Annotated in this window: 14 protein-coding genes; 11 read left to right on the top strand and 3 right to left on the bottom strand. The window is 73.4% G+C overall.

All coding sequences use genetic code 11. The features are described from left to right. Positions 1 to 118 precede the first annotated feature (118 nt). Together OHQ87_RS18115 and OHQ87_RS18110 are read left to right on the top strand one after the other, a co-directional pair. Complete coding sequence (locus OHQ87_RS18115; protein WP_328339353.1) at positions 119 to 898, top strand: electron transfer flavoprotein subunit beta/FixA family protein; 780 nt, start codon at positions 119 to 121, stop codon at positions 896 to 898. A gap of 11 nt (positions 899 to 909) precedes the next feature. Then, positions 910 to 1,869 carry an electron transfer flavoprotein subunit alpha/FixB family protein gene (locus OHQ87_RS18110; protein ID WP_328339351.1) on the top strand — a complete coding sequence of 320 codons (960 nt, stop codon included), beginning with the start codon at positions 910 to 912 and terminating at the stop codon, positions 1,867 to 1,869. 113 nt (positions 1,870 to 1,982) lie between these two features. On the opposite strand, the gene OHQ87_RS18105 is transcribed toward OHQ87_RS18110, so the two are convergent. Beyond that, positions 1,983 to 2,876 carry an anti-sigma factor gene (locus OHQ87_RS18105; RefSeq protein ID WP_328339350.1) on the bottom strand — a complete coding sequence of 298 codons (894 nt, stop codon included), beginning with the start codon at positions 2,874 to 2,876 and terminating at the stop codon, positions 1,983 to 1,985. Then, the gene (locus OHQ87_RS18100; RefSeq protein WP_328339349.1) at positions 2,830 to 3,435 is read right to left on the bottom strand and encodes an RNA polymerase sigma factor; all 606 of its coding nucleotides are present in this window, start codon (positions 3,433 to 3,435) and stop codon (positions 2,830 to 2,832) included. The genes OHQ87_RS18105 and OHQ87_RS18100 overlap by 47 nt, the downstream gene beginning before the upstream one ends. 251 nt (positions 3,436 to 3,686) lie before the next feature. On the opposite strand from OHQ87_RS18100, the gene OHQ87_RS18095 reads away from it, so the two are divergent. The 7 genes from OHQ87_RS18095 (at position 3,687) to OHQ87_RS18065 (ending at position 10,689) form a co-directional block, all read left to right on the top strand. Beyond that, a complete protein-coding gene (locus tag OHQ87_RS18095; RefSeq protein ID WP_328339348.1) occupies positions 3,687 to 4,517 on the top strand; it encodes a DUF4397 domain-containing protein in 831 nt (276 codons plus the stop codon). Continuing rightward, on the top strand, positions 4,514 to 5,182 hold the full coding sequence (locus OHQ87_RS18090) for a class F sortase (RefSeq protein WP_328339347.1): 669 nt from the start codon (positions 4,514 to 4,516) through the stop codon (positions 5,180 to 5,182). Before OHQ87_RS18095 ends, OHQ87_RS18090 begins: the two co-directional genes overlap by 4 nt. A gap of 182 nt (positions 5,183 to 5,364) precedes the next feature. Then, a complete protein-coding gene (locus OHQ87_RS18085; protein WP_328339345.1) occupies positions 5,365 to 6,540 on the top strand; it encodes a cysteine desulfurase family protein in 1,176 nt (391 codons plus the stop codon). Positions 6,541 to 6,918: 378 nt separating this feature from the next. After that, complete coding sequence (mnmA, locus tag OHQ87_RS18080) at positions 6,919 to 7,992, top strand: tRNA 2-thiouridine(34) synthase MnmA (RefSeq protein WP_328339343.1); 1,074 nt, start codon at positions 6,919 to 6,921, stop codon at positions 7,990 to 7,992. Positions 7,993 to 8,070: 78 nt separating this feature from the next. Next, a complete protein-coding gene (locus OHQ87_RS18075; RefSeq protein ID WP_328339342.1) occupies positions 8,071 to 9,078 on the top strand; it encodes a methionine synthase in 1,008 nt (335 codons plus the stop codon). Positions 9,079 to 9,113: 35 nt separating this feature from the next. Continuing rightward, entirely contained in the window at positions 9,114 to 9,482 is a 369-nt protein-coding gene (locus OHQ87_RS18070) for a VOC family protein (RefSeq protein ID WP_328339341.1), read from the top strand. A gap of 205 nt (positions 9,483 to 9,687) precedes the next feature. Then, positions 9,688 to 10,689, top strand: a complete 1,002-nt coding sequence (locus OHQ87_RS18065) for an ADP-ribosylglycohydrolase family protein (RefSeq protein ID WP_328339340.1) — start codon at positions 9,688 to 9,690, stop codon at positions 10,687 to 10,689. A gap of 20 nt (positions 10,690 to 10,709) precedes the next feature. Here the strand turns inward: OHQ87_RS18065 and OHQ87_RS18060 are convergent, their stop codons facing one another. Beyond that, the gene (locus OHQ87_RS18060) at positions 10,710 to 11,222 is read right to left on the bottom strand and encodes a type II toxin-antitoxin system PemK/MazF family toxin (protein WP_328339338.1); all 513 of its coding nucleotides are present in this window, start codon (positions 11,220 to 11,222) and stop codon (positions 10,710 to 10,712) included. A 159-nt stretch (positions 11,223 to 11,381) separates the two neighbouring features. Between OHQ87_RS18060 and ligA the strand changes: the two genes are divergently transcribed. Both ligA and OHQ87_RS18050 read left to right on the top strand, forming a co-directional pair. Beyond that, a complete protein-coding gene (gene ligA / locus OHQ87_RS18055) occupies positions 11,382 to 13,538 on the top strand; it encodes an NAD-dependent DNA ligase LigA (RefSeq protein WP_442930506.1) in 2,157 nt (718 codons plus the stop codon). Positions 13,539 to 13,797: 259 nt separating this feature from the next. After that, positions 13,798 to 16,302, top strand: coding sequence for a putative bifunctional diguanylate cyclase/phosphodiesterase (locus tag OHQ87_RS18050; RefSeq protein WP_328339334.1), 2,505 nt, complete (start codon positions 13,798 to 13,800; stop codon positions 16,300 to 16,302). Positions 16,303 to 16,411 lie beyond the last annotated feature (109 nt).

The following is a 16,411-nucleotide window of genomic DNA, read 5'->3' as shown; positions in this document are numbered from 1 at the left end:
GGTCGTGGGCAACTGCACAACCGCCCGCGGTTGACCGGGCGTCAACGGACGCGCGAAGCTCCGCCCGTGACCGGGCGAGCAGATCGCACACCACCAACAGGAGGGTCGTCGAATCGCGATGAACATCGTCGTACTCGTCAAGCAGGTGCCTGATTCGGGCGCGGACCGCAACCTGCGTGCTGACGACAACACCGTCGACCGCGGTTCGGCGAACAACGTGATCAACGAGATGGACGAGTACGCCATCGAGGAGGCGCTGAAGATCAAGGAGGCGCACGGGGGCGAGGTCACCATCCTGACCATGGGACCGGACCGGGCCACCGAGTCGATCCGCAAGGCGCTCTCGATGGGGCCGGACTCCGCCGTGCACGTCCTCGACGACGCCCTGCACGGGTCCTGTGCCGTGGCCACCTCGAAGGTGCTCGCCGCCGCGCTCGGGCAACTGAGCGCCGACCTGGTGATCTGCGGGGCCGAGTCGACCGACGGCCGGGTGCAGGTCATGCCGCACATGCTCGCCGAGCGGCTGGGGGTCGCCGCACTCACCGGCGCGCGCAAGCTCACCGTCGACGGCGGCACGCTGACCGTCGAGCGGCAGACCGAGGAGGGCTACGAGGTGGTCACCGCGTCGACGCCGGCCGTGGTCTCCGTCTGGGACACCATCAACGAGCCGCGCTACCCCTCCTTCAAGGGCATCATGGCCGCCAAGAAGAAGCCGGTGCGCACGCTCTCCCTGGCCGACCTGGGCGTCGCGCCCACCGAGGTGGGTTTCGAGGGGGCGACGAGTGCCGTCGTCGAGCACACCAAGCGTCCGCCGCGCTCCGGCGGTGCCAAGATCACCGACGAGGGCGAGGGCGGCGTCAAGCTGGTCGAGTTCCTCGCCACCGAGAAGTTCGTGTGAGGGGTCCGGACATGGCTGAGGTAATCGTCGTCGTCGAAGCCACCAGGGAATTCGGCGTCAAGAAGGTCACCCTGGAGATGCTCACCCTCGCCCGCGAACTGGGCACCCCGAGCGCCGTGGTGCTCGGTGGCGCCGGTGCCGCCGAGGCGCTGAGCGCCAAGCTCGGTGAGTACGGCGCGGAGAAGATCTACGCCGCCGAGAGCGAGGAGATCGACGGTCACCTGGTGGCCCCCAAGGCGACAGTGCTCGCCGAACTGGTCAACCGGGTGCAGCCGGCGGCCGTCCTGCTCGCGTCGGCCCAGGAGGGCAAGGAGATCGCCGCCCGGCTGGCCGTCAAGCTGGACAACGGCATCCTCACCGACGTGGTCGGCCTCGACGCCGACGGCACCGCCACCCAGATCGCCTTCGCCGGCTCCACCATCGTCAAGTCCAAGGTCACCAAGGGCCTGCCGCTGGTCACCGTACGGCCGAACTCGGTCACCCCGACCCCGGCGGCGGCCACCCCGGCCGTCGAACAGCTCACCGTGGCGGTCACCGACACCGACAAGCTGGCCCGGATCGTCGAGCGGGTGGCCGAGCAGAAGGGCTCCCGCCCCGAGCTGACCGAGGCCGGCATCGTCGTCTCCGGCGGTCGCGGGGTCGGCAACGCCGACAACTTCAAGCTGGTCGAGGAGTTCGCCGACCTGCTCGGCGGTGCCGTCGGGGCGTCCCGGGCGGCGGTCGACTCCGGCTACTACCCGCACCAGTTCCAGGTCGGGCAGACCGGCAAGACCGTCTCCCCGCAGCTCTACGTCGCGCTGGGCATCTCCGGCGCGATCCAGCACCGGGCCGGCATGCAGACCTCGAAGACGATCGTCGCCGTGAACAAGGACGGCGAGGCCCCGATCTTCGAGCTGGCCGACTATGGGGTGGTGGGCGACCTGTTCAAGATCGTCCCGCAGGCCGCCGAGGAGATCCGCAAGCGCAAGTGACCCGACCGGGTCAGCCTGGAGCCGCCGTCCGGAGTTCCGGGCGGCGGCTCGCTCGTTGCGGGTGCGGGGAGGGGAGCTGATCGGCGGGCCGGGGAGCTGAGCCGGCCCACCGATCAGCCCGTCAGGGTGCCCCTCAGCAGGCTGTCGCCGGAGTGGGCGGGCTGGTTGTCGTACCGCTCGGCAGAGACGTCGACCACCGAGTACGCCTCTAGATCGACGTTCGGGGGCAGGGGCAGCAGCGCGTCGCCCGAACCGCCGCGCAGCACACCCACCGAGAACATCTCCATGGTCGTCGGATTGATCAGCCAGACCTCGTAGTACCCCGGAACGTCCGGGAGATTCGCGACGTGCAGATGTAGTCGTCCGTCGGCGAAGACCCGGGCGTCACCGTTGGCGTCCTTCGGCGTGTTGCCGTACGCGGCAAGTGGCGCGCTGGCCAGCACGGCCTGCCGGGGCGCGGGTCCGCCCCGGTCGCCGAGGACGGCGACGGTGCCGAGCACCGTGATCGCGGCGGCGGCGGTCGCCGTGACGACGGTGGTCGCCCAGCGCGGCCACCGTCGGCCCCGTCGGGAGCGGACCGCCGGTCGTGGTCCGGGCCGCTCCCCGCCCGGGTACGGCGACTGCCCTCGACGGGCGTCCGGCCGGTCACCGGTCACCGGTGACGGCTGCCGGTGGGGGGAACCGGGTCGGCCCTCGGCCTGCGGTGACGGCTCTCCCGGGCGTACTCCGGAATGGCCCTGCTCAAGGCCACCGCGGTGGGCCTCGGCCAGGGACGGCACCTCCTCGACGGCGTCCAGTTCGGCCAGGATGCCCGCCCAGACGTGCGCCGGCGGGTCGGGTAGGGCGTGCAGGCCCTGGGTGTCCGCGCCCAACCCGGCGACGTGCCGGAGGGTATCCAGCTCGTCGCGGCAGGTCGCACACGCCTCGAGGTGGTCGGTCTCACCGTGGCCCGCCTCGCTCTCACCGAGCGCCAGAAAGACCAGCCGGTCGTGCTCCAGGTGCGGCACCGTCCACCTCCCATCTGCGTTTCAAGCTCGCCATGCCCCGTCTGATATGGCTCTTGACCGTGCCCAGCGGCACCCCGGTCACCGTCGAGATCTGCTGGTGGGTCAGGTCGTCGTAGAAGGCCAGCTCCAGCATCCGCCGCTGGTCGTCCGGGAGCCGGGCCAGCTCGTCGGCGATCACCAGCCGGTCGACCACGGTGTCCGGGTCCCCGCCGGTGGCGACCGGCTCGGGCAGTTGGCGGACGGTCTCCACCACCCGGTTCTCCCGGGCCGAGGCACGCAGCCGGTCGACCACCTTGCGCCGGCCGATACCGAGCAGCCAGCCGATCAACGAGCCCTTGGCCGGGTCGAAGGTGTCCCGTCCCAGCCAGGCGGCGACGAACGTCGCCTGGGTCACGTCCTCCGCGTCGCTGCGGTTGGCAAGCGTGCTGGTGGCCAGGTGGAGCACGGCACGGCCGAACCGGTCGTACGCCTCCCGCAGCGCACTCTCCTCGCCCGCCCGGAAGCGCGCGGCCAGCTCGTCCGGGGGTGCGGGGTCGGGGTCCTGTCCTGCTGTTCCCACCGCTGTCACCGGGCGGGTCGCCTTCCCTGGGGCATGCCCGACTGTAGCTCCCACAGCCGTCGCCCCACTCTCCCGGTCCGTGTCCGCCTCCACTCGTCTCACCTGCTCTTCGTCGCCGCCTGCGGCTCCGGATGCACCCCGGACTAAGAAAAAGAAACAGGTGTGCGGCTGCATCCGACGGCGGGACGGGCGGCGTAACCCGTTCTGCAAGCCAGACCTGACGAACCAGCACCAATCACCAGGAGGCAGACATGCAGCTCGCTATCTTCCGTCGGGTCGCCGCAGGCGGCGCGGTGGCCGCCCTGGCCTTCGCGGGCGTCGGCGCCGCGACCACGGGGCCGGCGTACGCCGCCTCGGCCAAGGTCTCCGTCGTGCACGGCATTCCGGACACCCCCGTCGACGTCTACGTCAACGGCAAGAAGACCCTCGACAACTTCAAGCCCGGTGACGTCGCCGGCCCGCTGACCCTGCCCGAGGGCGAGTACGACATCGCCCTGACCAAGCCGGGCGAGCCGATCGGCAGCGCGATCCTCAGCGTCGACGACGCCGAGGTGCCCGGCGGCGCGAACATCAGCCTCGCCGCACACCTCAGCGCGGACGGCAAGCCGCAGATCACGCCGTTCGTGAACGACACCGCCAAGCTGGCCGCCGGCAAGGCCCGGCTCATCGTCCGGCACACCGCCGCCGCCCCGGCGGTGGACGTCCGGGCCGGTGGCAAGCCGGTCTTCGAGGGGCTGACCAACCCGAAGGAGGCCAAGGCGGACGTCGACGCGGGCACCGTCAAGGCCGACGTGGTGCTGGCCGGCACCGACACCGTGGCGATCGGCCCGGCGGACCTGAACCTCAAGGAGGGCACCGCCACCATCGTCTACGCGATCGGTTCCGCCGAGGCCAAGAACCTCGACCTGGTCGCCCAGACCATCACCGGTCTGCACTCCGCACCGGGCGGGGTGCCCAGCGGCAGCGGCGGACAGGCCGGCACCGGCGTGGACACCTGGTGGTACGTGCTGGCCGGTGCCGGCGTACTGCTGCTGGTCGGTGGCGGGGCCCGGGTGGCCACCGCTCGGACCGGTCGCCGGTGACGGTGCGTAACCGCGGGGCGCTGGCGGCGATGGCCGCCGGCGTCGCCGCGCTCGTCGTCGCCACCGGGGTGGCGTGCGGATCACAGCCGGCCGGGGACGTCGGCGCCGACGAGGCGGCGGCGCTGGCCAGCAGCAACCCGCCGAGCCCGACGGCCGGGACCGGTGGTGGCCCGTCGGTGCCGGTGACCGCCGGTGACCTGCCGACCGGCGAGCGGACCGTCCCGCCGGTGAAGCTGCGTATCCCGGCGATCGACGTCACCGCCACGGTCAACCCGGTGGGCGTCGACACCCGGACCGACGAGTTCGACGTCCCGCCGAGCGTGGACCAGATCGGCTGGTACCGGTACGGCCCCGGGCTGGAGGCCGACGCCGGCTCGGTGGTGATCGCCGGCCACGTCGACAGCTCCGAACAGGGCAAGGGGGCGTTCTTCCGGCTCCGCGAGCTGGACCAGGGAGACGCCCTCACCGCCACCGGCGCGGACGGGAAACAGCGCGCCTACCGGGTCGTCGCCCGCGAGGAGTACGTCAAGACGAAGATCCCGCTGGACCGGTACTTCGCCCGGGACGGCAGACCGCGCCTCACGTTGATCACCTGCGGTGGCCCGTTCGACCCGAAGACCCGGCACTACCGGGACAACATCGTCGTCACGGCCGTACCGGCCTGATGCCGGGCCGGACCGGGATCGACCCCGATCCCGGTCCGGCCGTACCCCGGCCCGGTTCCTGCGTCGCCCGGTCCCTCTCCCGTCCGGTCCGGACGCCCGGCCCGCCGCCGCACCGATCCACGCTTCGGTACGGGTGGTCCGGGATCTGGCGGACCGTGCCCCGGCCGTTACGCTGAACGGTGATGGCATACCTGGATCACGCGGCGACCACCCCGATGCTCGACGAGGCGTTGGCGGCGTACGTCGCCATCGCCCGCGAGGTCGGCAACGCGTCGTCGCTGCACGCGGCGGGCCGGCGTGCCCGGCGTCGGGTGGAAGAGTCCCGCGAACGGGTGGCCGCGGTGCTGGGTGCCCGCCCGTCCGAGGTCATCTTCACCGGCGGCGGCACGGAGAGTGACAACCTCGCCGTCAAGGGCATCTTCTGGGCCCGGCGGGCCGACCGGCCCGACCGGGTCCGGGTGGTCTCCAGCGCGGTGGAACACCACGCCGTCCTGGACGCGGTCGACTGGCTGGCCGACCAGGAGGGCGCCGAGGTCGACTGGTTACCGGCGGACGCCTCCGGCCGGCTCGACCCGGAACTTCTCCGCGCACAGTTGGCCGAGCAGGCCGACCGGGTCGCCGTGGTGACCGCGATGTGGGCCAACAACGAGGTCGGCACCGTACAGCCGGTGGCCGAACTGGCCGCCGTCGCCGCCGAACACGGGGTGCCGTTCCACACCGACGCCGTGCAGGCGGTCGGCCAGGTGGCCGTCGACTTCGCGGCCAGCGGGGTCTCCGCGCTCACCGTGACCGGGCACAAGCTCGGCGGTCCGACCGGGGTCGGCGCGTTGCTGCTCGCCCGGGACGTCGTCGCCACCCCGCTGCTGCACGGCGGCGGGCAGGAGCGGGACGTCCGTTCCGGCACCCTGGACACCGCCGGCATCGTCGCCTTCGCCGTCGCCGTCGAGACGGCGGTCAAGAGCCAGCAGGAGTACGCGACCCGGGTGGCCGCGCTCCGCGACGACCTCGTGCGACGGGTCCGGGAGGCGGTGCCCGAGGTGGTGTTCAACGGTGACCCCGTCGACCGGCTACCCGGCAACGCGCACTTCTCCTTCCCCGGCTGCGAGGGAGACGCCCTGCTGCTCCTGCTCGACGCCCAGGGCATCGCCTGCTCCACCGGCTCGGCCTGCTCCGCCGGAGTGGCCCAGCCCAGCCACGTCCTGCTCGCGATGGGCGCCAACCACGACCGGGCCCGCTCCTCGCTGCGCTTCACCCTCGGCCACACCAGCACCCCCGCCGACGTCGACGCCCTCATCGCGGCCCTGCCCGCCGCCGTCGACCGCGCCCGCCGTGCCGCCGCCCTCCGCACCCCCCGCTAACACCCCCACCCCCACCCCCACCCCCACCCCCCACTCCGCCCCGCCCGCCCCCGCCCGCCCCCGCCCGCCCCCGCCCGCCCCGCCCGCGTGATCAAGAGGTTTACGTCAATTCCAAGCCGGCGGATGACGCAAACCTCTTGATCACGCGCCCCGGGCAGCGATGGTGTTCGGTGATCAAGAGGTTTAGGTCAGGAATGGGAACTTGGATGACGTAAACCTCTTGATCACCGGGGCGGGGGTGGGCGCGGGGCGGGGGTGGGGCGGGGCGGGGCGGAGTGGGGGCGGGGGGCGGGGCGACAGCTGGGCGCGGGGGGCGGGGGCGGGTGCGGGGGCGGGGCGGGTGGGGTGGGTACGCTCGTCGGGGGAAGGGAGCGTGGGGTGAAGGTTCTGGCGGCGATGTCGGGCGGGGTGGACTCCGCCGTCGCGGCGGCGCGGGCGGTGGCGGCCGGACACGACGTGACCGGGGTGCACCTGGCGCTGTCCCGGAATCCGCAGACCTTCCGGACCGGAGCGCGGGGGTGCTGCACGCTGGAGGACTCCCGGGACGCGCGGCGGGCCGCCGACGTGATCGGCATTCCTTTCTACGTGTGGGACATGGCCGAGCGGTTCCACGCCGACGTGGTGGACGACTTCGTCGCCGAGTACGCGGCCGGCCGTACCCCGAATCCGTGTCTGCGGTGCAACGAGAAGATCAAGTTCGCGGCGGTGCTGGACCGGGCCGTGGCCCTGGGCTTCGACGCCGTGGTCACCGGTCACCACGCCCGGCTCGGCCCCGACGGTCTGCTGCGCCGCAGCGTCGACCTCGCCAAGGACCAGTCGTACGTGCTGGCGGTGCTGACCCGCGCGCAGCTCGACCGGTCGGTGTTCCCGCTCGGCGACGCCACCAAGGCGGAGGTGCGTGCCGAGGCGGCCCGCCGTGACCTGGCGGTGGCCGAGAAGCCCGACTCGCACGACATCTGCTTCATCGCCGACGGCGACACCCGGGGCTTCCTGGCCGGGCGGCTCGGCGAGGCACCCGGCGAGGTGGTCGACGCGCTGACCGGTGCGGTGGTCGGCAGTCACACCGGCGCGTACGCCTACACGGTGGGGCAGCGGCGGGGCCTGCACCTGGACCGGCCGGCCCCGGACGGGCGACCGCGTTACGTGCTGTCCATCACCCCGAAGACCAACACGGTCACCGTCGGCCCCGCCGAGGCGCTGGAGGTCTCCCTGGTCCGCGCCACCCGTCCGGTCTGGACCGGTGGCGATTGGCCGACCGGGCCGATCGAGTGCGAGGTGCAGTTGCGGGCGCACGGGGACGTCGTACCGGCCACCGTGACGGTGGACGGCGACACGCTCACCGCCGAGCTGCGCCGACCCGTCCGCGGGGTGGCCGCCGGGCAGGCCGTCGTGGCGTACCGGCCGGACCCGGCCGGGGACGTGGTGCTCGGCTCCGCCACCATCACCGGCTGAGTCGGCGTGTTGCTCGGTTCCGCCACCGCCACCATCACCATCACCGGCTGAGTCGCCGGGGCCGGTTACCCTTCGGCCGTGACCCAACACCAGCTCTGGCCCTGGCCGGCGGGCGCGGCGACCGGCATCGGTTCGCTGCCCGGCACCGACATCGCCGAGGCGCAACGGATCGTCCTCGGTGAACTGCCCGCCCTGCCCCACCTGCCCGAGCTGCCCGCCCGGGGTCCGGGCGCGGACATGATCGGGCGCACCGGAGGGCTGCTCGTGGAGTTGCCGGTCGAGCTGTACGCCGCCCGTTGGCGGATCGCCCCCCGCCCCGGCCGGGACCTGCGTCGCGCCCGTGACCTGCTCGAACGTGACCTCGACCAGCTCGCCGAACAGGCCGAGGCGTACGCCGGGCCGGTGAAGGTGCAGGCGACGGGGCCGTTCACCATGGCCTCGGCGGTGGAGCTGCCGATCGGCGGTCGGCTGCTGCGCGACCCGGGCGCGGTACGGGAGCTGACCGCGTCCCTGGCCGAGGGGCTGCGGTTGCACGTGGCGGCGGTGGCCCGCCGGCTGCCCCGGGCATCGGTGCTGCTCCAGCTCGACGAGCCGTCGCTGCCGGCGGCGCTGGCCGGCCGGATCCGCACCGAGAGCGGTCTGGGCACCTACCGGCCGGTGGACACCGCTGTCGCCCGTACCCTGCTCGGCGAGGTGATCACGGCGGCCGGGGTGCCGACCGTGGTGCACTGCTGTGCGTCGGACGTGCCGCTGGAGCTGATCCGCACCGCAGGGGCGGTCGGGGTGTCGCTGGATCTCGCCCTGGTCACCGACCTGGACCCACTGGGTGAGGCGATCGACGCCGGTCTCGGCCTGCTGGCCGGGGTGGCACCGACGCAGCCGCCGTCGGCCGGCCGGGCGCCGACCTCGGCCCAGCTCGCCGATCGGGTACGCGGACTCTGGGACCGCCTCGGTTTTCCGCGCCGCCAACTCGCCGAACAGGTGGTGGTCACCCCGGCGTGCGGGATGGCCGGGGCGACCCCGGAGTACGCCCGGGAGGTGCTCACCGCCTGTCGGGAGGCCGGTCGACGGCTGTACGAGGAGTGAGTTTCCCGTCGTACCCGGTGGGCAGGATGACGGGCATGATTGGAAAACTGCGTTCCGTCGCCATCGACTGTCCCGATCCACGCGCCCTGGCCGGCTTCTATGCCGAACTGCTCGGCCTGCCCCTGGCCGAGGGGGATTCCGAGGGCAACGAGTGGGTGGTGCTCGGCGGTCCGGTCGGGCACCAGCCCCGGCTCGCCTTCCAGCAGGCACCCGACCTGCTTCCCCCGGCCTGGCCCGATCCGGCCCGTCCGCAGCAGTTCCACCTCGACGTAACGGTCGACGACATCGAGGTGGCCGAGAAGGCGGCGCTCGCCCTGGGGGCCCGTCGGCTCCCCGGTGAGGGGGAGGGCTTCCGGGTGTACGCCGACCCGGTGGGCCACCCGTTCTGCCTCTGCTGGGACTGACGCTCCCGCTACCTCTGCTGGGACTGACGCTCCCGCTACCGGGCGGGCGTCGACCGGCGCTACTGTCGCCGGCCGGGCCGCTCTCGGCCTCCGGGGTGGGGAGGTGTGGCGCGACGCGTGTCGCCGCGCCGCTGTCCGGCCCGGTGGCGTCCGGCCCGGTGGCGTCCGGCGTGCCGGGGTGGCGGGGGCGGGGCATGATCGGGTCGTGATCGACTCCTCGCTCCGCCGCGCCTCCGGTTCGCTGTTCGGGCTCGCCTACGGCGATGCGCTGGGCAAGCCGACCGAGTTCCTCTCCGTCCCGGAGATCCACCGCCGGTACGGCCCGGGTGGGCCGCGGGAGCTGGTCGGCGATCCGGTGCTGGTCACCGACGACACCCAGATGGCGCTCGCGGTGGCGTGGGCGCTGCACGATGCGCCCACGCACACCCCGGAGGCGGTCGAACCGCTGCTCCGGCGGCGCTTCCTGGAGTGGGCCGCCAGCCCGGACAACAACCGGGCCCCGGGAATGACCTGCCTGCGGGCGTGCGGCGAGCTGGGTCGCGGGTTGGCCTGGCAGCAGGCGACGGTGATCGACTCCAAGGGGTGCGGTGCCAACATGCGGGTCACCCCGGTCGGGCTGCTCGACGTCGACCTGGACACCCTCGCCGGGCTGTCCCAGCTCCAGGCCGGCCTCACCCACGGTCATCCGACCGGGCTGGCCGCCAGCGAGCTGACCGCGTACGCGGTGCGGTTGCTGCGCGACGGCGCGGCCCCGGCGGAACTGCCCGGCCTGCTGGCGGACCGGGCCCGGGGCGAGCGGCGGACGTACCGGGACGACTGGCTCGGCGACCTGTGGCAGCGTTCCGGCGCGGACTCCCCGGCGGAGTTCATCGCCGGTGGCTGGGACGAGTGCCTGGCGACGCTGGACCGGCTCGACGCCGCGCTGCGTCGGTCCGACGACGGCGGTGACCCGTGCCGGTACACCGGTGAGGGCTGGATCGCCGAGGAGGCGTTGTCCACCGCGCTGCTCTGCGTCCTGCGGCACCCCGACGACCCGGTCGCCGCGATCGGCCGGGGGGCGACCACCGCGGGCGACTCGGACTCGATCGCCGCCCTGGCCGGCGCGTTCCTCGGTGCCGCACACGGTCTGCCCGGCTGGCCGACCGGGTGGTCCACCCGCATCGAGTACGCCGACCAGCTCGCCACCCTCGGCAAGGCCTGGGACTGACGCACCCGGCCCAGAGCGGGTCAGGCGGGGCTGCGTCGTCCGTGCAGTCGCTGGACCTGACGCCACAGGGTCGGGTCGCAGCCGCCGGCCCGGCGGGAGAACGCGTCGGCCGGGATGTGCAGCGGCTCGGCCAGGTCGAGCCAACTGTCGTGCGCGGCGTCCGGATCCCAGTGCCGGGTCGGGATCGGCACGTGGTCGTCCCGGTCGCTCTTGTCCTGGCTGGTGATCTTGAGCACCTCGCCGCCCCGGTCGTCGGCGCGTAACACCAGGCAGGGCCGGACCTTCGAGCCGGTGCCGTCGTGGAACGGCACGTCCGCCCACCAGATGTCACCCGGCCGGGGCGTACCGGCGGGGGTGCGGGGGCGGGGTGGTGCGGTCGGCCGGGCCCGGTCCCGGGGTGGGGTGCCCCGCTCCGGCCGGGTGCGCCCGCCGCCGCTCGACGGTCGGCCACCGCGTCGACGCCATTCGTTCCAGGCCCAGCCGGCGGCGACCGCCAGGACGATCAGCAGCCCCCACCACACCCACTCCGGCATCGGTACCCCGCCTCCATCCGGGCGGCCACCGTGCCGCCGAGGTGCGGCGATCGTCGCACGGCCGGGCGTCGCGCGCCCGTCGGGCGCGGTGGGAGGCACGGATTGTCCCACCGGCCGGTTACGGTGCTCCAGTAGCGTGATCACGGGGAGGTTCGCACGATGTCCGGAGGCGGCAGGGTGTCGGAAGAAGAGATCCCCCAGCAGGTCAGTGCGGCGCAGGAGGAGGCGGCCGGTGGTGAGCCGACCCCCGGGGCGCGGGAGCGGCACGCCACGCTGAGCCAGGAGCTGACCGAGCACCAGTACCGCTACTACGTCCTCGACGCGCCGACGGTTCCCGACGCCGAGTTCGACAGGCAGTTGCGCGAGCTGGAGGCGTTGGAGGCGGAGTACCCGGCCCTGCGCACCCCCGACTCGCCGACGCAGCGGGTCGGCGGCACGTTCTCCACCGACTTCACCCCCGTCACCCACGCCGAGCGGATGCTCTCGCTTGACAACGCGTTCGCCGACGAGGAGTTGGCCGCCTGGGCCGAGCGGGTCGAGCGGGACGCCGGTGGCCCGGTGCCCTACCTGTGCGAGCTCAAGGTCGACGGCCTGGCCATCAACCTGACCTACGAGAAGGGGCGGCTGGTCCGGGCCGCCACCCGGGGCGACGGGCGCACCGGCGAGGACGTCACCGCCAACGTCCGCAGCATCCGCAGCGTGCCGGCCCGGCTCACCCCGTCCGACGAGTTCCCCGACCTCCCGGAGCTGCTTGAGGTACGCGGCGAGATCTACTTCCCGGTGGCCGGCTTCGCCGACCTCAACGCCACCCTGGTCGAGCAGGGTAGGGCCCCGTTCGCCAACCCGCGTAACGCCGCCGCCGGCAGCCTGCGTCAGAAGGACCCCCGGATCACCGCGTCCCGGCCGCTGCGGCTGGTGGTGCACGGCACCGGTGCCCGCACCGGCTTCCGGCCGGCGACCCAGTCCGAGTCGTACGCGGCGCTGAGGGCATGGGGGCTGCCGACCAGTGACCGCTGGCGGGTGGTGCCCGACCTGGCCGGGGTGGCGGAATACATCGCCCACTACGCCGAGCACCGGCACGACGTCGAGCACGAGATCGACGGGGTGGTGGTGAAGGTCGACCCGGTCCCCATCCAGGGTCGGCTCGGCTCGACCAGCCGGGCACCCCGTTGGGCGATCGCCTTCAAATATCCGCCGGAGGAGGTCAACACCAGGCTGCTCGACATCGAGGTCGGCGTCGGGCGGACGGGCCGGATCACCCCGTACGCGGTGCTGGAGCCGGTGCACGTGGCCGGCTCGACGGTCGCCCAGGCCACCCTGCACAACGCCCGCGAGGTCGAGCGCAAGGGCGTACTGATCGGCGACACGGTGGTGCTGCGCAAGGCCGGCGACGTGATCCCCGAGGTGCTCGGCCCGGTGGTCGAGCTGCGTCCCGCCGATGCCCGGCCGTTCGTGATGCCCACCACCTGCCCGTCCTGTGGCACCCCGCTCGCCCCGGCCAAGGAGAGCGACGTCGACATCCGCTGCCCCAACTCCCGTAGCTGCCCGGCGCAGCTGCGGGAGCGGGTCTTCCACCTCGCCGGGCGCGGCGGGTTCGACATCGAGGTGCTCGGCTACAAGGGGGCCGCCGCGCTGCTCGACGCCGAGATCATCACCGACGAGGGCGACCTGTTCTCCCTCGACACCGAGCGGCTCGCCCGCTCCCCGTTCTTCGTCAACAAGGACGGCAGCCTCGGCACCAACGCCACCAAACTGCTCGACAACCTCGCCGTGGCCCGGGAACGCGACCTGTGGCGGGTGCTGGTGGCGCTCTCCATCCGGCACGTCGGTCCCACCGCCGCGCAGGCCCTGGCCCGGCACTTCCGCTCGGTCGAGGCGATCGAGGCGGCCGCCGAGGAGGAGCTGTCCTCGGTGGACGGCGTCGGCCCGACCATCGCCGCCAGCATCAAGGAGTGGTTCGCCGTCGACTGGCACCGCGACGTGGTCCGCAAGTGGGCCGAGGCCGGCGTCCGGATGGCCGAGGAGGCGGTCGACGAGGGGCCGCGCCCGCTGGAGGGGATCACCGTGGTGGTGACCGGCACGCTGGCCGGGTTCAGCCGGGACCAGGCGGCCGAGGCGATCCAGAGCCGGGGCGGGAAGGTCACCGGCTCGGTCTCCAAGAAGACCGGCTTCGTGGTGGTGGGCGACAACCCCGGCTCCAAGGCGGACAAGGCGGCCGGGCTCAAGGTGCCGGTGCTCGACGAGGACGGCTTCCGGGTGCTGCTCGACGCCGGCCCGGAGGCGGCCCGGGAGGTGGCCCGGGTCGAGGAGAGCTGACTTCCGGCTCGGGGCATCGGACGACCGTTCGACTCACCGCGATGACCGCTGGGCGCGCAGCCCGGCCCTGCGGCAGCGGGCCCGGTGCGAGCGCCGCCCGCCCTGCTCCACCCATAGGTGAATCTTGGGGTCGTATATCAACTTAGTCACGACTACGACCGATTCGTGGCTGTCGTGCGGGTCCATCGGCCACCAGGGCGTTTCATGGGGGCAGGTGTACGACCGGCGTACACCCTGAAGGGCGTGCCCGGGAGGTGTGATGGAGACCGCCGACCCCCGCAACCGCCTTCCGACCGAGCGGGAGACGCCGTTCCTGGGTCTCGTCGCCGGGGTGATCGGGCTGGCCGTCGTGGTGTCCGTCCTGCCGCTTGCCGACCTCGCCGAGCGACCGGGCCTGTTGCCGGCGGCGTTCTGGACGATGGCGGTCCTCGCGGTCGGCTGCGACGCCCGCCCCTTCGTGCCCTCGGCACGTCGGCAGACCGCTGCGGTCTTCCCCTCCACCTGCTTCACCTTCGCCATCCTGCTCGGCTGGGGTCTCGGTCCGGCGGTGCTCGTGCAGGCCGTCGCGGTCGCCGTCTCCGGCGTACGGCTGGGGCACGCTCCCTGGCGGACCACCTTCAACGCGGCCCAGTACACCTGCGCGCTCGCCGCCGCGTACCTGGTGCTCCGGCTCGGACCGGGCGGCCTGTTCGACGGCGGCCGGTTGGGCTGGACCGACGTCCTCGCCGTCGGCGGCGCCACGGTCACCTGGTTCGTGGTCAACTACGGTCTGGTCAGCACCGCGCTGCGGCTGCGCTTCGGCGGCCGGTGGTGGCCGGCGGTCCGGCAGGGGTTGCCGTTCGAACTGCTCTCCACCGGTTCGCTGCTGCTGCTCGCCCCGGTCCTGGTCACCGCCGCACGGGCCACCGCCGCACTGATCCCGCTGGTGCTGTTGCCGTTGTTCGCGGTCTACCGGATGGCCCACCTCTCCGACGAGCAGGAGCAACTCGCCGCCCTCGACCCGCTCACCGGTCTGCCCAATCGCAAGGCACTGCTCGCCGAGGTGGCCGAGCAGGTGCACCGGCACGCCGAGCGGGTCGCCAGGGGCGAACCCGGCGCGCAGGTGGCGCTCCTGCTGATCGACCTGGACCGGTTCAAGAACGTCAACGACGCGCTCGGCCACGCGGTCGGCGACCGGTTGCTGGTCGAGGTGGGCGCCCGCCTCGACCAGGTGGTCGACGACCGGGACCTGCTGGCCCGGCTCGGCGGCGACGAGTTCGCCATCGTGGCCGGTGGGCTCGACGGCGTGGACGAGGCCCGGGAGTTGGCCGCCCGGGTGGTCGCCGCGCTGACCGAACCGGTGTCGCTGGACGGCCTGCCGCTGGACGTGGGCGGCTCGATCGGCATCGCGCTCTTCCCCGAGCACGGCGAGGACTACGCCACCCTGATGCGCCACGCCGACGTCGCCATGTACGACGCGAAGCACCGCAACGACACCGTGGCCGTGTACGCCGCCGAGTCCGACCACCACTCGGCCGAGCGGTTGGGGCTCCTGGCCGACCTGCGGCGGGTACTGGAGGCGAGACCGGCGGCCGGGCAGCTCGTGCGGGGCGGCGACGGCGCGGCACTGCCGCCCCGGCTGGCCGCCGGCCCCGGAGGCGAGCACACCCCGCCCGGCGACCCGGGCCAGGGCACCGACCCGGAATCCCGCTCCGGTGGCACGGCTGCGGGCCGGTGGTGGTTGCCCCGCCGACGGCCCCGGCCGACGCCGACGCATCCCGACGAGTTGCTGAACCGGATCCTCACCGGCGCCGACCCGGTCCGCCGCCACAGCGGAACCCCGTCGCGCCGGCCGCCGGCGATGACCTCGGTACCTGTCACCTCCTCCTCGGCCGGAGCGGACGGGAGCGGGACAACCGCTCCGACCGGGCAGGACGACACGCCGCAGGCCCGACCGGCGAAGGCCGGTGACCAGGCAGCGGAGGCCGGTGACCAGGCAGCGGAGGCCGGCGAGATCACCATGTACTACCAACCACAGGTCGCCATCGCCACCGGGGAGGTGGTCGGGGTGGAGGCGCTGTTGCGCTGGCGGCACCCGCGCCGGGGGATGGTCGACCCGGAGGAGCTGATCCGGGTCGCCGAGCAGAGCGCCGTGATGCGCCTGCTCACCTACCGGGTGATCGACGACGTGGTGGCACAGCTCGCGAAGTGGTCGGCGGCCGGGATCACCCTGCGGGCGGCGCTCAACGTCAGCGTCCGCGACCTGCACACCGAGGAGATCGTCGACCGGATCGCCGACCGGCTGACCAGTTGCGGGGTACGCCCGGAACGGCTGCAACTGGAGATCACCGAGGGGGCCCTGATGGCCGACCCCCGGCGGGTGCTCGCCACCATCACCCGGCTGCACCAGCTCGGGGTGGCCATCTCGCTCGACGACTTCGGCACCGGTTACTCGTCGTTGCAGCACCTGCGCCGGCTGCCGCTGTCCGAGGTGAAGGTCGACAGGTCGTTCGTGCTGGGGATGGCCGACGACGCCGACGACGCCGCGATCGTCAGGTCGACGATCGAGCTGGCCGGTGCGCTCGGCCTGCGGGTGGTGGCCGAGGGGGTGGAGGACGAACGGACCTGGCGGCTGCTGCACGCGGCCGGCTGTGACGCCGCGCAGGGCTGGTTCTACGCCCGTCCGATGCCCGCCGACGAACTGGCCGCCTGGCTGGCCCGCTACCGCCCCCTGAGCCCGGTCCCCAGTCCGGACGCCGAGATCCCCCGCCGGCACGCCCGCTGACCGACGGGGGTGGCCTGCCGGCCCGGGTGACGGGCGGAGGGGGAGTCGGAGGCGTCGGGGTGCGCGCAGGACAATAGACTCGCTCCGGTCACCGCGCGTCCTCCCGTCG

The sequence above is a fragment of the Micromonospora sp. NBC_00421 genome (genome assembly GCF_036017915.1).
Classification (GTDB): Bacteria; Actinomycetota; Actinomycetes; order Mycobacteriales; family Micromonosporaceae; genus Micromonospora.
The sequence above is the reverse complement of the archived record's forward strand: the minus strand, read 5'-3'. Positions and strand labels throughout refer to the sequence as shown.

Bases quoted from the DNA above. Each gene is read 5' to 3' on its own strand.
- ligA (WP_442930506.1), top strand. From the start codon at position 11,382: ATGTCCGGAGGCGGCAGGGTGTCGGAAGAAGAGATCCCCCAGCAGGTC.
- OHQ87_RS18060 (WP_328339338.1), bottom strand. From the start codon at position 11,222: ATGCCGGAGTGGGTGTGGTGGGGGCTGCTGATCGTCCTGGCGGTCGCC.
- OHQ87_RS18095 (WP_328339348.1), top strand. From the start codon at position 3,687: ATGCAGCTCGCTATCTTCCGTCGGGTCGCCGCAGGCGGCGCGGTGGCC.
- OHQ87_RS18050 (WP_328339334.1), top strand. From the start codon at position 13,798: ATGGAGACCGCCGACCCCCGCAACCGCCTTCCGACCGAGCGGGAGACG.
- OHQ87_RS18085 (WP_328339345.1), top strand. From the start codon at position 5,365: ATGGCATACCTGGATCACGCGGCGACCACCCCGATGCTCGACGAGGCG.
- OHQ87_RS18115 (WP_328339353.1), top strand. From the start codon at position 119: ATGAACATCGTCGTACTCGTCAAGCAGGTGCCTGATTCGGGCGCGGAC.
- OHQ87_RS18110 (WP_328339351.1), top strand. From the start codon at position 910: ATGGCTGAGGTAATCGTCGTCGTCGAAGCCACCAGGGAATTCGGCGTC.
- OHQ87_RS18070 (WP_328339341.1), top strand. From the start codon at position 9,114: ATGATTGGAAAACTGCGTTCCGTCGCCATCGACTGTCCCGATCCACGC.